This is a genomic window from Kribbella sp. NPDC051936, from assembly GCF_040680955.1.
Classification (GTDB): domain Bacteria; phylum Actinomycetota; class Actinomycetes; order Propionibacteriales; family Kribbellaceae; genus Kribbella.
Genome location: NZ_JBFAXS010000002.1, coordinates 949015 through 967606 on the forward strand (window position 1 = coordinate 949015; position 18592 = coordinate 967606).

General features: G+C 68.0%; 19 protein-coding genes. 14 read left to right on the plus strand and 5 right to left on the minus strand.

Annotation, left to right across the window (positions count from 1 at the left end):
• Positions 1-12: 12 nt before the first annotated feature.
• Positions 13-3039: a BTAD domain-containing putative transcriptional regulator gene (locus AB0L64_RS10100; RefSeq protein ID WP_363709736.1), complete on the minus strand. Its 3027-nt coding sequence runs from the start codon at positions 3037-3039 to the stop codon at positions 13-15.
• A gap of 93 nt (positions 3040-3132) precedes the next feature.
• On the opposite strand from AB0L64_RS10100, the gene AB0L64_RS10105 reads away from it, so the two are divergent.
• The 4 genes from AB0L64_RS10105 (at position 3133) to AB0L64_RS10120 (ending at position 5574) form a co-directional block, all read left to right on the plus strand.
• Positions 3133-3696: an NAD(P)H-dependent oxidoreductase gene (locus AB0L64_RS10105; protein WP_363709738.1), complete on the plus strand. Its 564-nt coding sequence runs from the start codon at positions 3133-3135 to the stop codon at positions 3694-3696.
• 12 nt (positions 3697-3708) lie between these two features.
• A complete protein-coding gene (locus AB0L64_RS10110) occupies positions 3709-4248 on the plus strand; it encodes a dihydrofolate reductase family protein (RefSeq protein ID WP_359922389.1) in 540 nt (179 codons plus the stop codon).
• Positions 4249-4435: 187 nt separating this feature from the next.
• Positions 4436-4996 (plus strand): hypothetical protein, encoded by a 561-nt coding sequence (locus tag AB0L64_RS10115; protein WP_363709740.1) that lies wholly within the window; start codon positions 4436-4438, stop codon positions 4994-4996.
• Entirely contained in the window at positions 4993-5574 is a 582-nt protein-coding gene (locus tag AB0L64_RS10120) for a hypothetical protein (RefSeq protein WP_363709742.1), read from the plus strand. The genes AB0L64_RS10115 and AB0L64_RS10120 overlap by 4 nt, the downstream gene beginning before the upstream one ends.
• Positions 5575-5634: 60 nt before the next feature.
• Here the strand turns inward: AB0L64_RS10120 and AB0L64_RS10125 are convergent, their stop codons facing one another.
• On the minus strand, positions 5635-6993 hold the full coding sequence (locus AB0L64_RS10125; protein ID WP_363709743.1) for an FAD-binding oxidoreductase: 1359 nt from the start codon (positions 6991-6993) through the stop codon (positions 5635-5637).
• A 270-nt stretch (positions 6994-7263) separates the two neighbouring features.
• Between AB0L64_RS10125 and AB0L64_RS10130 the strand changes: the two genes are divergently transcribed.
• A complete protein-coding gene (locus AB0L64_RS10130) occupies positions 7264-7815 on the plus strand; it encodes a dihydrofolate reductase family protein (protein WP_363709745.1) in 552 nt (183 codons plus the stop codon).
• On the opposite strand, the gene AB0L64_RS10135 is transcribed toward AB0L64_RS10130, so the two are convergent.
• Entirely contained in the window at positions 7800-8711 is a 912-nt protein-coding gene (locus AB0L64_RS10135) for a LysR family transcriptional regulator (RefSeq protein WP_363709747.1), read from the minus strand. The two genes, AB0L64_RS10130 and AB0L64_RS10135, sit on opposite strands and share 16 nt — an antisense overlap.
• A 78-nt stretch (positions 8712-8789) precedes the next feature.
• Here AB0L64_RS10135 and AB0L64_RS10140 point away from each other — a divergent pair, with 78 nt between their 5' ends.
• Positions 8790-9698, plus strand: a complete 909-nt coding sequence (locus AB0L64_RS10140; protein WP_363709749.1) for a DMT family transporter — start codon at positions 8790-8792, stop codon at positions 9696-9698.
• Positions 9695-10756, plus strand: a complete 1062-nt coding sequence (locus AB0L64_RS10145) for an alpha/beta fold hydrolase (protein ID WP_363709751.1) — start codon at positions 9695-9697, stop codon at positions 10754-10756. Before AB0L64_RS10140 ends, AB0L64_RS10145 begins: the two co-directional genes overlap by 4 nt.
• Positions 10757-10777: 21 nt before the next feature.
• Here AB0L64_RS10145 and AB0L64_RS10150 read toward each other — a convergent pair whose 3' ends face one another.
• Together AB0L64_RS10150 and AB0L64_RS10155 are read right to left on the minus strand one after the other, a co-directional pair.
• The gene (locus AB0L64_RS10150; RefSeq protein ID WP_363709753.1) at positions 10778-10915 is read right to left on the minus strand and encodes a hypothetical protein; all 138 of its coding nucleotides are present in this window, start codon (positions 10913-10915) and stop codon (positions 10778-10780) included.
• Between the two features lie 87 nt (positions 10916-11002).
• Positions 11003-12019: a WYL domain-containing protein gene (locus AB0L64_RS10155; RefSeq protein WP_363709755.1), complete on the minus strand. Its 1017-nt coding sequence runs from the start codon at positions 12017-12019 to the stop codon at positions 11003-11005.
• A gap of 54 nt (positions 12020-12073) precedes the next feature.
• Between AB0L64_RS10155 and AB0L64_RS10160 the strand changes: the two genes are divergently transcribed.
• From AB0L64_RS10160 to AB0L64_RS10190, 7 genes are all read left to right on the plus strand, one after another.
• Positions 12074-13204, plus strand: a complete 1131-nt coding sequence (locus tag AB0L64_RS10160) for an epoxide hydrolase family protein (protein WP_363709757.1) — start codon at positions 12074-12076, stop codon at positions 13202-13204.
• A gap of 260 nt (positions 13205-13464) precedes the next feature.
• The gene (locus AB0L64_RS10165) at positions 13465-13815 is read left to right on the plus strand and encodes a hypothetical protein (RefSeq protein WP_363709759.1); all 351 of its coding nucleotides are present in this window, start codon (positions 13465-13467) and stop codon (positions 13813-13815) included.
• Entirely contained in the window at positions 13812-14456 is a 645-nt protein-coding gene (locus AB0L64_RS10170; protein ID WP_363709761.1) for a hypothetical protein, read from the plus strand. Before AB0L64_RS10165 ends, AB0L64_RS10170 begins: the two co-directional genes overlap by 4 nt.
• An 88-nt stretch (positions 14457-14544) precedes the next feature.
• A complete protein-coding gene (locus AB0L64_RS10175; protein WP_363709763.1) occupies positions 14545-17643 on the plus strand; it encodes a DUF3427 domain-containing protein in 3099 nt (1032 codons plus the stop codon).
• 24 nt (positions 17644-17667) lie between these two features.
• Complete coding sequence (locus AB0L64_RS10180; protein WP_363709765.1) at positions 17668-17937, plus strand: hypothetical protein; 270 nt, start codon at positions 17668-17670, stop codon at positions 17935-17937.
• 60 nt (positions 17938-17997) lie between these two features.
• The gene (locus AB0L64_RS10185) at positions 17998-18138 is read left to right on the plus strand and encodes a hypothetical protein (protein WP_363709766.1); all 141 of its coding nucleotides are present in this window, start codon (positions 17998-18000) and stop codon (positions 18136-18138) included.
• 8 nt (positions 18139-18146) lie between these two features.
• A complete protein-coding gene (locus AB0L64_RS10190; RefSeq protein WP_363709768.1) occupies positions 18147-18560 on the plus strand; it encodes an HNH endonuclease in 414 nt (137 codons plus the stop codon).
• Positions 18561-18592: the final 32 nt, after the last annotated feature.

The window sequence follows — 18592 nt, forward strand, 5'->3', positions numbered from 1 at the left end:
ACTACAGAACATCTACTGCCGAACTAGCAGCGCGAACGCCTCCACCGGCTCGAGCGCCGCGCCCCGCTCGTACGCCGCTTGGTACCCATCGGCCCCGAGCGCCTCTGAGGCCGCCGTGACCGCACGTTCGAGATCCACAGCTTCCGCCGCAGCTGTCAGATAGTTCTCGGTCGCCCGCGTGGCGGCCGCGCTCCCCAGCAACGTGGCCGCGAGCGTCTTGTCGGGGTGACAGGCCGCAATCCCCTCCAGCGCCCAGCACTGACCCCGCAGCGAGTCGAACTCCTCCGAGACCCGGAACGCCTCCGCATGCAGCTCGAGTGCCTCTTCGGGCCGGCCTTGGAGCTCCCGGACGAACCCGAGCTCCGCCAGGACGATCGACAGATACAGGACAGCTTCCGACTGTCGACGGGCGGCATCGATCAGCGCCTGCAACCGCGACGAGGCCTCGTCCAGAGCACCCGTACGACGAGCGGCAAAGCCGAGCACCAACTCCGCGAGCGCCTGCGTCGCGCGCTGCCCCTGCTCCGTCGCCAGCCGAAGCCCACGCTCGCCGTACGTCCGGGCCGACTCGAAATGCCCGCGCCGGATCGCGGTCCATCCGAGCATGCCGGCCGCGCTGGCGACCTCGGGCCACAGTCCGATCTCCTCTGCGGCCTCCATGCCCTCGAGGTGCAACCGCTCCGCCTCCTCGAAGTCCCCGACGAGCTCAGCGTGCGCCCCGAACCAGCCCGTCGCCTGCAGAACGCCCCACCGGTCCCCCAGCGAGCGGAACGTGCCGATGCTCTGGCACGCGTCGTCGTACAGAGCAGGCAGGTCCGCCCGTACATGCGCATGCTTGGCCCGAGCAGCCAGCACGGCGGCTACGCCCCACTGATTCCCGTCGGCCTGAAAGCTCTTCAGCGCCTGGTTGAGCAGCGACAAGCACGTGGACAGGTCGCCGGCATCGCTGGCGGCGTGAGCGATCCACCACTGCCCCATGGCGTCTGCGTCGTCCAGCCAGCGGTCCCGCTCGGCGGCGGCGTCAGGGTGCCCGAGCAGGTACATGAACCCCGCCCGCCACACCCCGGCCCGCGCCGACCCCGGCACAGCCTCAAGAGACCGCATGGCCTCCACATACCGACCACGCAGGAACCAGTACCAAGCCAGAGCGTCCACGAGCCGCTCCGCGAGGTCCAGCTGTCCCGTGGCTACAGCTCGATCCAGTGCGGTCCGGAAGTTCGCCGAGTCGTCGTCCAGCAACACCAGCCACCGGCCTTGCTCGTCACCGAACAAGCCGGGCCGGGCGGTCTCTGCAAGCGACACGTAGTACGCCAGGTGCCGCTGCCGTGACGGCTCGAGCTCACCCGCCACCGTCAGCTTGTCGACGCAGTACGCCGCCACCGACTCGAGCAGCCGGAACCGGCCCCCGTCGACTGGTACGACGAGCGACCGGTCGACCAGCCGCACGAGGACATCCAGTACGTCGTCCTCACCGCAGACCGCCGCCGCGGCATCCGCCGTACAGCCATCAGCATGTACGGCGAGGCGCCGCAGTACGGACTGCTCGTCCGGGTCGAGCAGCTCCCAGCTCCAGTCGATCATCGCGTGCAACGTCTGCTGCCTTGGCGCAGCACCACGGTGTCCTGTCGCCAGCAACCGGAAACGGTCGTCCAGCCGCGCTACGAGCCCGCGTACTCCCAGAGCGCGCACACGCGTCGCAGCGAGCTCCAGCGCCAGCGGGATCCCGTCCAGCCGCCGGCACAGTACGGCGACGTCCGCAACGGTCTCGTCCGTCAGCGCGAAGCCACGCGACGCCGCAGCCGCCCGCGTGACGAACAGCTGCGTCGCACTGCACTCGCCGACCTCGTCCACCCGTGCCGACAGCGGAGGTACGGACAGCGGCGGCACACTCCACACCACCTCACCGGCCAGCCCCAGCGGTTCACGGCTCGTCGCGAGCACACGGAGGCCCGGCGCGGCGGCCAGCAAACGATCCGTCAGCGCGGCGACCTCGTCGACGATCTGCTCGCAGTTGTCGAGTACCAGCAACCGGGAGCCCATCACTGAGGCCAGTCGATCGACAACGGGCGAGTCTTCCGTGTCCCTAAGGTCCAGAGCGGCCTGCACGGCGTCCGTCAGCGAGTTGGTGACCGATAGCGCGTCGGGAGTCACGGCGGCCAGCTCGACCAGGACGACCCCGTCCGCGAACCTGTCCGCCACGACGGCCGCAGCAGCCAGTGCCAGGCGAGTCTTGCCCACACCTCCCGGACCGGTCAGTGTCACCAGCCGTGATGTGCCCAATCGGGCACTGATGTCGGCCAGCGCATCGGAGCGGCCGATCAGCTCAGTCAGCTGTGCAGGGAGGTTGTTCCGTGCGTGCGGCAGCTCTTGCGTGAGGATCGACTGCTGCAGCGCGACCAGCTCTGGCCCTGGGTCCAGCCCGAGGTCATCGAGCAGCAGTTGCCGCAGCTCGTCGAAGCTCTCCAGCGCCTCCGTCTGCCGACCGGCCCGGTACAGCGCCTTCATGTGCGCGGCCCGCAGCCCCTCGCGCAGCGGATGCTCCTTGACCAAAGCGGCGAGGTCAGCAACCGGCAGATCCGCCCGCTCGAGTGCCGTGAGCCGCTGATCGGTCAGCCGCGCTACGGCTGTCTCGACGAACGCATCGTCCGCGAAATCGGCGTATGCCGGGCCACGCCACAACGCCAGCGCCTCGTCGAGCGACCCGGCAGCCAGCAGCTCACCGAAGCGCAGCGCGTCACAGTTCGCGGCAGAAATCGCCAGTGAATAGCCGGCCGGGCCGGACTGCACGAGCGAGCGGCTGCCAGGCTCAGCGTCCTCGAAGGCTCGCCGCAGCTGGGACACCTTCGCGGACAGCGTGCCTGACGGGTTCCCAGGGAGCTCAGAGCCCCACAGGTCGTCGATCAGCCGGTCCGAGGGCACCGGCCGGCCCTCGTGCACCAGCAGGTCAGCCAGCAACGCACGCACCTTCAGCCCTTGGATAACCACAGGCGTCCCCGCGTCCGTCCAGGCCGTCACCGGTCCCAGCACCCCGAAGCGCATGACGGCACCTTATTCCGGTCCGCCGGAAACGACCGGAAAGAAACCGTAAACCCCTTCCGGCAAAGTCTGTTTCAGACGGAAGGAGGGCGGCGGATGCGACTGGCAGTGATCATCGGCAGCACCCGGCGTGGGCGGTTCGGGCCGACCGTGGCGAACTGGCTCGCGGAGCAGGCAGCCAAGCAGTTCGAGGTCGACCTGGTCGACCTGGCCACTGCGAATCTGCCGGCGGTACTCCCCGACGCAGACGAGGAAGCACCACGGGAGGTCTCCGAGCTCGGCAGCAGGCTGGCTGCCGCGGACGCGTTCGCCGTCGTCACCCCGGAGATCAACTGCAGCTTTCCGGCCACGCTGAAGACCGCACTGGACTGGTACTACGACGAGTGGCACGCCAAGCCGGTCGCACTCGTCAGCTACGGCCGGGAAAGCGGCGGCTGCTACGCCACCGCACAGCTGCGGCAGGTCTTCAGCGAACTCCAGGCCGTCACCATCCGCAACACCGTCGCACTCCCCTGCTACTGGGAGCAGTTCACCGCGGACGGCGGCTGGCCGCGGCCGTCCGCCGGCTACGAGGCATCCGCCAAACTCATGCTCGACCAGCTCGTCTGGTGGGCCGCAGCACTCCAGGACGCCCGCAAGCGGCGCCCGTACCGACACTGAGAGGAAAGACCCATGAGGAAGCTGATCGAATCCACCTTCATCACCCTGAACGGCGTCATCGACGAGCCGCAGAACTGGAGCCCGCCGTACTGGGACGACGAGCACGCGGCGTACTCGCAAGGCCTGATGGAGGGCGTCGAGGCCCAGGTGCTCGGCCGCGTCACCTACGAGGGCTTCGCCGACGCCTGGCTGTCCCGGGCCGGCGACCCGTTCGCCGACCTGTTCAACGCGATGCCGAAGTACGTCGCCACGCGCACGGTCACCGAGTGGAAGTGGAACGCCCAGCCGCTCGAAGGCGACGCCGCCGAGGCCGTCCGCCGGCTCAAGGAATCCGAGGGCGGTGACCTGATCAAGTACGGCACCGGGTCGTTCTCGAAGACGCTGCTGGAGAACAAGCTCGTCGACGAGTACCACTTCTGGTTCTTCCCGGTCGTCGCCGAGGGCGAAACCATGTTCCGCGGCACCGGCATCGACATCACCCATCTCGAACTGCTCGGTACGACGACGTTCAAGTCCGGCATCGTCGTCCACAAGCTCGGTCCGAAGGCCTGACCGTACGCCGCCGCTCCGGCCGGCCACCCGCTGCGGGTGGCCGGCCGGAGGCTTGTGCGCATCGGACCTGGGTACCGGTCGGGGCCAACGGGGGTGCTGAGGCGGCGCTGGGGACCGCCTGCCAGGGATTCTCGCGATCGGCCGGTGCGGATCGCGGATCCGCCCATGCGATCGGACTGGAGTTGTGATGGGTACCGTCCTGACCATCGTGATCATCGCCGTGGTGCTGCTCGCCGCGGCGGCGGTCTTCGTCCTGTACCAGCGCAGACGCTCGAGCGAGCTGCAGCAACGGTTCGGCCCGGAGTACGAGCGCACCCTCGAGGAGTCGGGTGATCGCCGCAGCGCGGAGCGCGAGCTGCGCGGGCGGGAACGCCGGGTGTCGCGGCTGGATATCACGCCGTTGAGCCGTGAGTCCGCGCAGACCTACCGCGCCGAGTGGGCGAAGGTGCAGCAGAGCTTCGTCGACCGTCCGGCCGGAGCGGTCGCGGACGCGGATCGGCTGGTGCTGCGGATGATGCGCGAGTCCGGCTACCCGGTCGACGAGTTCGAGCAGCGCGCCGACGACGTGTCCGTCGACCATCCCGACGTCGCGATGCACTACCGGGAGGCGCACCGGATCGCGGTCGCGCACGCCCGCGGCGACGCCGACACCGAGGACCTGCGGCAGGCAGTCACGGCGTACCGGCACTTGGTCGACGCCCTGCTCGACGACAGCGAGAACCGGACCACCACGAAGGAGCAAGCATGACCACGCCCGACCGTCGTGACGTCCCCCTGGACGACGACCGCATGCTGAACGACGACGATCTCGTGACCGACTCCGAGCTCAGCGGCCGCCGCGGCCTGGACGACAACCGGGGCCTCGGCAACGACCGCAGCCTGGACGCCACCCGTGGGCTGGACGACGAGCGAGGCCTCGACGCCGGCCGTGGGCTGGACGACGAGCGAGGACTCGACGCGGGCCGTGAGCTGGACGACGACCGTGCAGCGGCCGGTGCTCCGGACAACCGGATGACAGCCACCGGCACCGCCGAGCGTGACGACCGGACAACGACGGGCGATGCGCCGCTGGTGGCCGAGGAAGCCGTCGTCGACTACCGGGCCCGCTGGGACGTCGTCCAGCAAGGGTTCGTGGACGATCCGCGCAACGCCGTCAGCGAAGCCGACAAGCTCGTCGACGACGTGCTCAAGCACCTCGCGGACGGCTTCGACCGCCAGCGCCAGGATCTCGAGCACCAGTGGTCGGGCGGTGAGCCGTCGACCGAGGACCTCCGCTCGGCACTGCAGCGGTACCGCGCGTTCTTCCAGCGCCTGCTCACGCTGTGAGGTCGTGAGCCGGGGCCGGCGGCCGGTACGACGTCGTACCGGCCGCCGGTCGTTTGTTGCCTAGGGCGCGATGTTCTGGTTGAGATGGAACACGTTCTCTGGGTCGTACTTGCGCTTGACCTCGACCAGCCGGTCGTAGTTCTGCCGGTAGTTGTCCCGGATCCGGCCCTGGTCGTCGTCGGCCATGAAGTTGATGTACCCGCCGGACTCGGAGTGCGGTGCGACGTCGTCGTAGTACGACCGCACCCACTCGACGCCGGCCTCGTTGGCGGCCGGGTCCGGCCACATACCGGCGATCACGGTCGCGAAGTTCGCTTCCCGATAGGCGAACGCGGTGCCGTCCGGCGTCACCCGGTGGCAGGCGCCGTCGATCGGGTAGATGTGCACGGTCGAGTTCACCGCGGGCAGACCGGGCGCGTGCCGCAGGTGCGCCTGGATCGCCTCGTCGGTCAGCTCGGTGACGAAGTTCGCCTTCCAGTAGTGCTGCAGACCGGGCGGCACGAGCGCGTCGAAGGCGCTGTTCAGCGCCGGGTACGGCATCGGGCCGACGTGCTCGGCCATCACCGGCGCGAACTCGCGGAACTTCGAGATCTGGGTCTCGCCGTCGTCCAGGTCGCCGGCCCAGCAGCCGACGATCGCCACGAACGGCTCACCGTGCCGGTCCTCGGGGATGAACGGCAACGGCGGCGCGATCTGGAACGCCGGGAACCCGCCCAGCTGCTCGGGCGCGTCCTTGATCAGGTCCCGGAACCCGGACAGTACGGCGGCTGCGTCCGACAGCTCGAAGAACATCGGGCCGCCGTAGATCATGGACACCGGCGCCAGCCGGAACTCGAGCGCGGTGACCACGCCGAAGTTGCCGCCACCGCCGCGCAACGCCCAGAACAGGTCCTCGTTGTCCTTCTCGCTGGCGATCACGAACTTCCCGTCGGCGGTCACGACGTCCGCCGAGACCAGGTTGTCGCAGGACAGCCCGAGACCCCGGGCCAGGTACCCGATCCCGCCGCCGAGGGTCAGCCCGCCGACGCCGGTGGTCGAGATGATCCCGCCGGTGGTCGCCAGCCCGAACGCGTGCGTGGCGGCGTTGAAGTCGCCCCAGGTCGCGCCGCCGCCGGCCCGCGCGGTCCTGGTCACCGGATCGACCCGGACGTTGCGCATCCCGCTCAGGTCGATGACGAGACCGTCCTCGACCGTGCCGAACCCCGGCACACTGTGCCCGCCGCCGCGGATCGCGATCTCCAGCTGGTTGCTGCGTGCGTAGTCGATCGCCGCCATCACGTCACCGGCGTTCTCGCACCGGACGACCACCTGCGGGCGCTTGTCGTGCATCCAGTTGTTGACCCGGCGCGCCGCGTCGTACCCCTCATCACCTGCTGTGAAGACCTGCCCGCGCGTGCGTTCTCTCAGTTCCTCGATCATGTTCGCTCCCCGAACCACTGCCGACTGCCGCAGATCGGCGCGCGCGTACCGAGCCCCCACGCACACCGCGCAGACCGGTCGTCGCCGTCGAGCGCAGCGCGAGACTTCCCCCAGAGAGCGTCTGAACCCCCGGCGGGCAGCCGGCCTTCCCCCAGACCCGCCCGTTCTCCCCGACCCTGCCAAGCGGGACCGAATTCGTCAATACCGATGTCAAAGCCGCCCGGACGGCTCCGACCAGGAGGCAAAGGCAGCCACTATCCGGAGGACATCATGCGGAAGCTCATGTACTACGTGCACCAGTCGCTCGACGGTTTCGTCGAGGGGCCGAACGGCGAGTTCGACTGGGCCCAGCTCGGGCCGGAGCTGGGCGCGTACTCGATGAGCCTGACCGAGCGCGCCGACCTGTTCCTGTACGGGCGGCCGGTCTGGCACATGATGTCGTCGTACTGGCCGCACGCCGAGGCGATGAACCCGGACCAGCACGCGATCGAGTTCGCGCCCGTGTGGCGCCGGACGGCTAAGGCGGTGCTGTCGACGACGCTCGAGAGCGCCGAGTGGGACGCCCGGGTCATCCGCGCCGCCGAGGACGTGGCGGCGCTCAAGGCCGAGCCGGGCAAGGACATCCTGCTGACCGGGGGCTCAGGCGCGGCGGCGGCGCTGGCCGAGCTCGGCCTGGTCGACGAGTACCACGTGGTGGTGCACCCGGTGGTCCTCGGCGGCGGCAAGCCGGTGCATCAGGCAACCGGCCGGCGTACGCTCCGGCTCGCCGAGACGCGCTCGTTCGACAACCGGACCGTCCTGCTCCGTCACGACCTGGTCTGATCGGTGGCCGCAGCCGCCAGCGCGTCGGCCACCGCCGCGACCGCGGGCGTCCGGGTACGGCGGGTCAGCAGGAAGACCGCCCGCCCGACATCCGCCTCGGCAGGCCGGCGTACGGCCACGCCCGGCGCGCCGGCCCCGATGACGAGGTCGGGAAGCAGCGCGCCCGCGCCCGTCGTCCGGACGAGCTCGAGCAGGATCAGGAAGTCGTCGGAGCTGTAGCGGATGTCGGGCTCGAACCCGCCGAGCTCGCGGCAGACCCGGACATGCATCTCGCGATGACCGGTGCCCGGCTGGCAAGCGGCCCAGGGCAGATCCGCCAACTGCTCGACCGGAACGCGCTCCGCGGCGGCGAGCGGATGATCCGCGGGCAGGACGACGCGGATGTGCTCGCGGAGCAGGTGCTCGCGGTGCAGATCGGTGTGTACGGCGCGCGGCTGGCCGTCGTACTCGTCGCCGACCATGACGTCCAACTGCTGCAGCCGGAGAGCGGGGGCGGCCTGCTCCACCTCCAGCTCGGCGGCTTCGACGCGGATGTCGGGATGCGAGGCCGCCAGGCTGCGGATCGCCGGCGCGACCACGCGAATGAACGCGGACTGGAACGACGCGATCCGGACCAGGCCCGCGACCCGGCCCGCGGCGACCGCGGCCAGCTCGGCCTCGGCGGCCTCGACGCCTTCCAGCAGGGACGTCGCGTGCCGGACCAGCACCTCGCCCGCCGCGGTCAGGCGCACGTTGCGGCCGATCCGCTCGAGCAGCGGCGTACCGGCCTCGCGCTCCAGGACGGCGAGCTGCTGGGAGATCGCGCTGGGCGAGTAGCCGAGCGCGCGGGCCGCGCCGTGCACGGTCCCGCGGCCGTGGACCTCCCGCAGCAACCGCAGTCGGTGCAGATCCATCATTCGTTCAGCTTAGCTTCACAATACTGTCCGTGAAGCCGCGATGGACGTGAACAGTCCCTGGCCCTGACCATCGATGGCGTGGGACGCCTCTTCTGCCTTCTTTCCGCCGTCACCTTCGGGGTCATGGCCGTCTTCGGCAAGCTCGCGTACGACGCGGGCGTATCGGTCGACGCACTGCTGCTCGTCCGCTTCGGCCTCGCCGGCGTACTGCTGCTGGCCGTCGCGCTCGCCCGCGGCGCCCTGCGCAACCTGCCGCGCCGGGCCGTCGTCACCGGCCTGGGGATGGGTGTCTTCGGGTACGCCGCCCAATCCGGGCTCTACTTCTCCGCGCTGGCGCGGATCGACGCGTCACTGGTCGCACTCCTTCTGTATCTCTACCCGGTGCTGGTGATGGTCGGGGCGATCGCACTGCGTCGCGAACAGGCCTCGCGGCGGCGGATCGGCGCCCTGGCGGTCGCGCTGGCCGGGATCGGGCTGGTGCTCAGCGGGGCGATGACCGGCCGGTTCGACCTGCTCGGCGTACTGCTGGCGTTGGGCGCGCCGATCGTCTACACGTGCTACATCCTGGTCGGCGACTCGCTGACCGCCGACGTACCGCCGCTCGCGTTGACGGCGCTGGTGTGCACCGGCGCGTTCGGCACGTTCCTGGTGCTCGCGCTCTTCCGCGGAACCGACCTGACGTTCGCCCCGATCGGCTGGCTGTGGCTTGCTGCGGTCGCGCTGGTCAGCACCGTCGCGGCGATCCTGTTCTTCTTCGCCGGCATGGCTCGGGTCGGTCCGTCGGTGGCCTCGATCCTGTCGATCTTCGAGCCGGTCGTGACGGTGGTCGCGGCGGCCCTCGTGTTCGGCGAGCAACTGACTGCCGTGCAGTGGCTCGGCGGTGGTCTGGTGCTCGCGTCGGTCGTGATCGTGCAGTGGCCGCGCCGCCAATCGTTGCCGGAACTTTCGCGGACTTCGCCGGAGGTGACGGCAGACTTGGCGGTATGAGCGGGCGGGTGGTGGCGCGGGCAGGAGTCGTCGCGTTCGTGACGGCGGCCGCGGTCGGTTGCACCGGCAACGACGCGGCTCCCCCTGCGCCCGGCACCACCTCACCCACACCGTCCGCCGCTCGTCCCAGCACCCCGCCGCCCTCGACCGCCGCGCCCTCGACCGCCGCGCCGTCGAGCGTCAAGCCGTCCACCGTCGCGAATGCCGTGTCGCTGCGGGCGTTGATGACGAAGAAGTACAACGGCGGCAACCTCCGTCTCGGCCGCGTCCTCGCCCGCAACCCGGCGTACACCCGGTACTACGTCACCTACCGGAGCGGGACGCTGACGATCTCGGGGATCATGAACGTCCCGTCCACACCGGGACCACACCCGGCGCTCGTCCTGAACCACGGCTACATCGACCCGGGCGTGTACACGAACGGCCGCGGCCTGATGCGCGAGCAGGACTACCTCGCACGCCGCGGGTACGTCGTCCTGCACACCGACTACCGCAACCACGCGCAGTCCTCGAAGGACCCGGACTCCGAGCTCACCCTGCGCCTGGGCTACACCGAGGACGTCGTCAACGCGGTCCTCGCGCTGCGCACCTCGCAGTACGTCGATCCGTCACGGATCGCGCTGCTCGGCCGCTCGATGGGCGGCGGCATCACCTACAACGTGCTCGTCACCCAGCCCGGTCTGGTCAAGGCCGCCGTGGTGTTCGCGCCGGTCAGTTCGCAGGCCGCGGACAACTTCGACCGCTGGATCCGGGCGGACCGCCCGATCGCGAGCCAGATCCTGCGCAGGTACGGCGAACCGGCGCGCAACCCGACGTTCTGGCGCAACGTGTCCGCGGTGAACTTCTTCGACCGCGTGACGGAGCCGGTGCTGATCCACCACGGCGAATCCGACTCGACCTGCCCCATCGCCTGGTCGCGCACGAGCCTGGCCGCGCTGAAGGCGGCCGGGAAGAACGCGACGCTGTACACGTATCCGGGCGAGGAGCACGCGTTCGGGCCCGCCTGGCCGACCTCGATGGCGCGGACCGTCAGCTTCCTCAAGCAGCACGGGGTTTGACGGCGCTGACGGCGTACATCGTCAGCGACCTGTGGAATGCACCTCGACGAGGGTCCGCGCAAACTCCTCGGCCTCGGCTTCGGTGATGACACCGCCCTGCAACGACGTCAGGCGCCCCCAAGCTGCGGGCGATGTGTGCACGGTCGACAGGTAGTGCACCAGTGAGACGCTGTACACCGCGACCGGTTCACGCTCAGGTGCACTACCCGGCCGACCGACACGTCCTGTCGAGATGACACATCCCACCTAACTCCGGTGCCCCGGCGGCTCGATCGCGGTGAGGTAGCGCCTGCCGACTGTCTCCAGGTGAGCAACGAGGGCAGGCGGGCCGTCGACGTGGAAGTCGAGGCCGAGCATGCCGATGTAGACGGCGATCGTTTCGAGGGAGTCGGCGCCGGTGACGAGGATGCTGGTGTTGTCGTCGACGGACTCGACGATGCCGACGGCGGCATGGATGCGGGACAGGACGTCCTGCGCCGGTGCGTGGACCGTGATCCGCGCGTGCACCTTCCAACCAGTTGACGCCACGTCACGCAGCACGAAATCGGTGTACGCCTCGTCCGCCATCGGCCGCGGCTGGTACCGCCGGCCCGTTGCCATCCGCAACGACATCCAGTCGACCCGGTACGAGTGCCACTCCGCCTGCTCGTCCCGCGCCACGAGGTGCCAGTACCCGTGCCAGCTGACCAACCGGTACGGCTCGACCAGCAGTGGCAGGTCCCGCCGCCCCACACCGGACCCGGCTTTGTACATCGAGTCCCCCTCGGGTACGGCGTACTCGAAGCGGAGGTAATGCTCGTCGCGAATACAAGCCGCGATCGTCGCCAGTACGACGGGATCGATCTCGGGAGCGTCAACGTTCGAGCGCGTGTTGTCGGGGCCCTTCTCCATCGCCCGGTTGATCGCGTTGACCTGCCGCTGCAGCCGATGCGGGAGAACCTGCTGGAGTTTGGTCAGCGCACGAACGCTGCTCTCCGCCATCCCGGTCACACCCGCCCCGGTACGCAGGCCGACGGCGACCGCGACTGCCTCCTCGTCGTCGAGCAGCAGCGGCGGAAGCTTGGCACCGATCCCGAGTTGGTAGTGGCCGGCCGGGCCGCGCGTGGCGTCGACCGGGTACCCGAGCTCGCGGAGCCGATCGATGTCGTTGCGCACCGTCCGCGTGGTCACCTCGAGCCGCTCGGCCAGCTCGGAACCGGTCCACGCCGGCCGGGTCTGCAACAGCGCTAGCAGTGCTAGCAGACGCGTCGAAGTTTCCAGCAAAACAGTCTCCTGATTAGGAATCTAATGTTCCTATACGGATTCTACGGTAGAGCCATGAACAAGAACGAGAGCATCCGGTCCTTCACCGTCACGATCGACCAGGCCGACCTGGACGACCTGCAGAACCGCCTCGCGCGGACCCGGCTCCCCGAGGCCGCCCCGGGCGACAACTGGGATCTCGGCACGCCGAACCACTACCTCCGCGAGATGGTGGACCGCTGGCAGAACGAGTTCGACTGGCGGGCCCAGGAAGCCCGGATGAACGAGTTCCCGCACTACCTGACCGAGATCGACGGGCAGACGGTCCACTTCATCCACGTGCCGTCCGCGGTCGAGGGCGCGACCCCGCTGCTGCTGGCGCACACGTACCCGGGTTCGTTCGTCGACTTCCTCGACATGATCGGCCCGCTCACCGACCCGGTCGCGTACGGCGGATCCGCCGAGGACGCGTTCTCCGTCGTCGTACCGTCGATCCCGGGCTTCGGGTTCAGCACCCCACTCGTCGAGCGCGGCTGGACGATGGCGCGGGTGGCCCGGACGTTCGACACGCTGATGCGGCGGCTCGGGTACGACTCGTACGGCGTGCACGGCTCGGACGGCGGCGCGATGATCGCCCGAGAACTCGGCGTACTCAACCCGCCCGGCTTTCTCGGCCTGCACGTCCTGCAGCTGTTCTCGTTCCCGTCGGGCGACCCGTCGGAGTTCGAGAAGTTCACGCCGGCCGACTACGCGGCGCTCGAGCACCTGAAGTGGTTCCAGTCGGTCGGCGGGTACAACGCGATCAACTCGACCCGCCCGCAGACCGTTGCCGTCGGCATCTCCGACTCACCGGTCGGCCAGCTCGCCTGGAACGAACTCTTCAACAACTTCGGCAACGGCACCAGCCTGGTCACCCCCGACCAGATCCTCACCGAGGTCTCCCTCTACTGGTTCACCAACACCTCCGCCGCCGCGGGCCGCTACCACTACGAGGAGGCCAACTCCGGCGCCGAACCGGCCTTGAACCACGCCCCCACCGGTGTCGCCGTCTTCGCCGACGACTTCAAAACCATCCGCCCGCTGGCCGACCGCGACAACCCCAACATCGTCCACTGGTCCACCTTCGAAAAGGGCGGCCACTTCGCCTCCCTCGAACGCCCCGAAGAAGTCACCGAAGACCTCCGCAAGTTCTTCCGCAACCTGTAACCACCCGATCACTCACCCAGGGAGCCCGGAGCGCAAAAGCGCCCCGGGCTCCTTTGAGCTCCACCCACCTGGAGAGACGTCCGGGCAGCGCATCCTCGGCCGCCTGAAGAACTCCAGCGCGCCACCGGTCCCGCTTGAACCGGCAGCGGCCGAAATCGGCTGGGACCTAGACGAACCGCTTGACGACTCCGACTTCAAACCGAAGCCCGAAGGAATGACACCGTCCCTTAGGCTGGGCAGAGGCTAGCGAGGGAGTTGAGATGTCGACCGAGACGCCGCAAGACCGGCCGAATGGTGACCGTGTCAACGTCATCGACACGGCCACCGCTGCGCACAACCTCCCACGGATGCTGCAGCGGTTCCGTGCAGGTCAGGCCGAGCCATTGATCTTCGGCGACAGCGGTCAACCAGAAGGCGTGGTCATCCCGTTCGACCGGTGGGAACAGCTCGAAGAGTTGGCAGCGGACGCGGAGCAGGCCGCCGAGGTTCGCGAAGTCACCCGGCGACGCCTGGCCACGAACCGCGTAGCGGACAACGTCTCGGCCGACGAGTTGGCCGAGGAATTCGGCTGGAACCTCGACAGCGACAACGAACCGCCCGCATCGCGATGACGGCGAAATACCACCTGATCATCGATCCGGAGCTCCGCGACGAGCTTCGCGACCTCTACGCCCGCGCCAAGGCGGATCCCAACGGTCCTGCCGCCAAGCAGTTCGAAGCAGTTCGGCTCGGCCTGAGCGCCCTGCGCGAGGGCCGCGAGGACGAGTTCGCCGGCGAGCGCCTCGGCCGCTCGGACAATCATCCAGATCTCCGCGACTGCGCAGAGATCAAGATACCGGTCGTGGAGGAGTTCAACAGGCGCGGGCGCCCGATGGGCCCGTCCCATAGACTCACCTATCGAGAATTCGACGGCCCGACCGAATCGCACCTACCGGTACGGCAGGTCGTCGCCTTCGCCCCCCGCAAGGACGGCGAGATCTTCGACGTAACCGCCACCCGCCTCGGCCGCACCAAAGGCGTCGCCCTCGACGAACTCGACCACCTCCCAACCGTCCGCCCGGCAACGGGCCCCGCCAAGGAGGCCGGTCGCCCCGTTCGACCTCCCCGCATGCCGCTGCCACCCGACCTGGCCCAGGCCTTCAAGGCGATGGAGGGCCTCGCCCCACCCACTAGCTCCGCACCACCAGCAACAAACCAGATGCCAACAGCCCAACGGAGCACACCAAACAGAGGATCGGCCAGGGACAGGTAAACACAAATCCGCCCACCGGCAACACGCGCTTGACGCCCATAATTGTCGCCGCGATCTGGCAAGCTCCTCGGCGAGGGGTGATAGGGGAATGAAGCCAGGTATCTACGACGAGCTGGTGACGAACAGTCTGCTCGAGGCGATCAGGCAGTTCGACGGCGAGGCGCCCGTCCTACACGAGGTCGACGACGCCGACCAGCCGGAAGTCCTAGCACGACATGTCGGGGATGCCGTCCGTCGTGTGCTAGGTAGCACCCGTGACGAAGGCAAGCGTGTTGCTCTGGTCAACGACCTACTGCAGCGCCTGGCCGAGCACAGCGATCTGCTCCCCACCGAACCGCCTCGTCAACTGCATGCGTTGTATCCCTCGGCGCGTCCTGGGACGACAACCTACGGCTCCTCCCGCCCGGGTACTCCACTGTCGGAGGCGGCGCTGCTGACGAACTCACCGGGCGAGCCATCGCTCGGGCCTGAGCTTCGCGCCGAGATCGACACTTCCGATCAGGTGGATCTCGTCTGCGCGTTCGTGAAGTGGTACGGCCTTCGATTGCTGGAACCCGAACTCGCGCGACTCCGTCTCCGAGGAGCTCCGTTCCGCGTCATCACCACCACCTACCTGGGCGCGACGGATCGCACTGCCCTCGACAAACTGGTGAACGACTTCGGCGCCGAGGTCAGGATCCAGTACGACGTACTCCGTACGCGGCTTCACGCGAAGGCCTGGCTGTTCCGCCGCGAGACCGGCTACGAGACGGCGTACGTCGGCTCGTCGAACCTCTCGCGAGCGGCGCTACTCGATGGTGTCGAATGGAACGTCCGTCTCTCCCGGATCGCGACGCCGGGCTTGCTGAACAAGTTCGCGGCGACGTTCGACACCTACTGGAACGACTCCACGTTCGAGTCGTATGACCCGGCGCGCGACCGTGATCGACTCGACGACGCCTTGGCTGAAGCCAGTGGCCGCACCTCGTCCAATCGAGTCACGATCTCGCTGGCTGGGCTCGAAGTGCGCCCGCGGCCGTACCAAGCGGAAATGCTGGAGGAGATCGAGGTCGAGCGTGAGGTCCACGACCGGCATCGCAACCTTGTCGTCGCGGCGACCGGCACCGGCAAGACCGTCATCGCGGCCCTCGACTATCGACGCCTCCGCGACGCTGCCCTGCAGCGCGGTGAACCTGCGCCATCGCTTCTCTTTGTTGCCCATCGACGCGAGATCCTGCAGCAGTCGCTGCGCACGTACCGCGAGGTCCTCGCCGACGCCAGCTTCGGAGAGGAATACCACTCCGGTGCTCGTCCCGAGCGCTGGCGGCACGTCTTCGCTTCGGTGCAGGCGTTAACGGCGTACGACGTCGCATCGATGCCAGCGGACGCATTTGAGATCGTGGTCGTCGACGAGTTTCACCATGCCGCGGCACCAACCTATCGCCGGCTTCTCAATCATCTGCAGCCGCGCGAACTACTCGGGTTAACCGCGACGCCCGAACGCACCGATGGCTTTGATCTATTGAGCTTCTTCGACGGGAGAACCGCCGTCGAGCTTCGCCTCTGGGATGCGCTCTCAGCCGATCTGCTCTGCCCGTTCCATTACTTCGGGATCGCGGATGACACTCGGCTCGACGATCTGCAGTGGAAGCGCGGCCGGTACGACGAGCGGGAGCTCGAAAAGCTGTACACCGGCAACGACCGACGATCAGCGATCGTCCTCCGCGAGGTTCGGGACAAGCTCCCCAACGTCGGCGCCATGCGAGCGCTCGGGTTCTGTGTCTCCATTGCCCATGCCGAGTACATGGCGAATACCTTCAGCGCAGCAGGCATCCCGGCAAGAGCCGTCTCCGGCGAGACATCGACGGCCGTGCGTGACCAGGCGTTGCGTGATCTGAAGGATCGCCGCGTGAATGCACTGTTTGCCGCCGACCTGTTCAACGAAGGGCTCGACCTTCCGGAGGTCGACACGGTGCTCTTCCTTCGACCGACAGAGAGCCCGACGGTCTTCCTTCAGCAGTTGGGTCGCGGACTGCGTCAGGCCGACGGTAAGCCGGTGTTGACCGCTCTCGACTTCGTCGGGCACCAGCGCAAGGAGTTCCGGTTCGATCTCAGGTTCAGGGCCCTCACCGGCAAGACCCGGAAAGGGCTGGAAGATCAAGTCAAGCAGGGGTTCCCGGCCCTGCCCTCTGGTTGCCAGATCGTGCTTGACAAGGTCGCGCAGGAGGTCGTCCTCTCCAACCTGAAGGGTCAAGTCGCAGGTCGTTGGCAGGACATGATCCGAGAGCTCAAGGCGCAGGGTGACCAGGACCTCGGGGGCTTCGTGCGAGAGTCGGGAGTCGAGCTCAGCGACGTACTCCGCTCGGGTCGGAGCTGGACATCGCTTCGGCGCGACGCGGGCCTGTCTACGCGTGCTGGATCGACGCACGAGACCGCCCTGCTCCGTCGGGTGCGAGCGCTGGCCCACGTCGACGATCCAGAGCGCGCTCAGGTCTATCGACGGCTGTTGCAGGACGACGGGCCGGCGTACGACGAACTCGCACCCACGCACCGCACGTTCGCCCGCATGCTCTTCTTCTCGCTGTGGCCGAACGGCGGCGGATTCACGTCGTACGAGCAAGGCTTTCACGCTCTTCGTCAGGAGCGCGCTGCCCGCGACGAGCTGATCGAGGTGACCGACTTCGCTCAGGATCACGCCCGCCATCGCGCGCTACCACTCAGAGGCCGACTCGGCGACCTCGCGCTCCGGGTACATGCCCGCTATCAGCGCGAGGAGATTCTGGCGGCGCTCGATTACGCCACCTTCGAGCGCCGCCCGAGCACGTTCCAGTCGGGTGTCTTGTACTCAGAGGAGCGGAATTCCGACGCCTTCCTCGTCACGCTGGTCAAATCCGAAGCGGACTACTCCCCCACCACGATGTACCGCGACTACGCGATCAGCCCGACGCTTTTCCACTGGGAGACTCAAAGCAATACGTCGGTCACCTCAAAGGTGGGCCAGCGATACCTCAATCACCGCGACCAGGACACGAAGATCCTGATCTTCGCCCGCGAACATAAACTCACCGAGCTCGGCACGGCGCCGTACCTCTTCCTCGGCCCAGCCACGTACACCTCGCATACCGGCGACCGTCCGATCGCTATCACCTGGCAACTCGACCATCCGATGCCCGTCGAAATGTTCCAAGCCGCGTCGGTCGTGGCATAACCCACCGCCTGGAGGCAAACGCAGTTGCCGTACCTCAGCCTGTCCGACGAACTCGCGCTGCGCGAGCGAATCCTCGAACGCCTAGCCCATCTGTGCGATCAGTCAGGCGGAACTGTCACTCGCGTCCAACTCGCCAACTTCGAGATCGACGGGGAGCGCCTGCCCTTGATTGACCAAGGTCGCGGAATCCGAAACCCCCGTGACTTCCGCGCGACACTGTCGATCCTCAGTAAACCGGATGGGCAGTACGACGACCGGCAGGTTGATCAGGGCTACTACCTGTACGCGTATTAAAGAGATTCCGCTGAAGGCGACAACCGAAAGCTCCGAGCAGCCATCGAGCCTAGCCTGCCGATGATCCTGCTCCGTTGGCTGGAGGCAGGCGTGTTCGTGCCGATCTTCCCTGTCTACGCCGTCGCCGACGACCCCGCCGCCCGCCTCTTCTTGATCGCGTTGGACGAATCGCTGCGCTTCATCCCAACCCGCAGAACCTGAAAGAGCAAGTGAAGCAGTACGCCGAACAGGTCACCCGCAGGCGACTCCACCAGCCGGTGTTTCGCGCGTCCGTCATCCGCGCCTACGAAACCCGCTGCGCTGTCTGCCACCTGCACCATGGCGAGCTACTCGACGCCGCGCACATCCTGCCTGATTCGCATGAGGACGGCGTCCCGCACGTCAGCAACGGCCTCAGCCTCTGCAAGATCCACCACGCCGCGTACGACCAGAACCTGATGGGCATCCGCCCAGACAACGTGGTCGAGATCAATCGAGACCTGCTCGAGGAGCGCGACGGCCCCATGCTCACGTACGGCCTACAACAGATGCACGGCGGGACAATCACCGTTCCCCGCCGCAAACTAGAACGCCCCAATCCCGAAGCCCTCGCCTTCCGCTACGACCAGTTCAAGGCGAGCTGAGCACCACGCAGTGTTCACCCCAGAGCCGACTC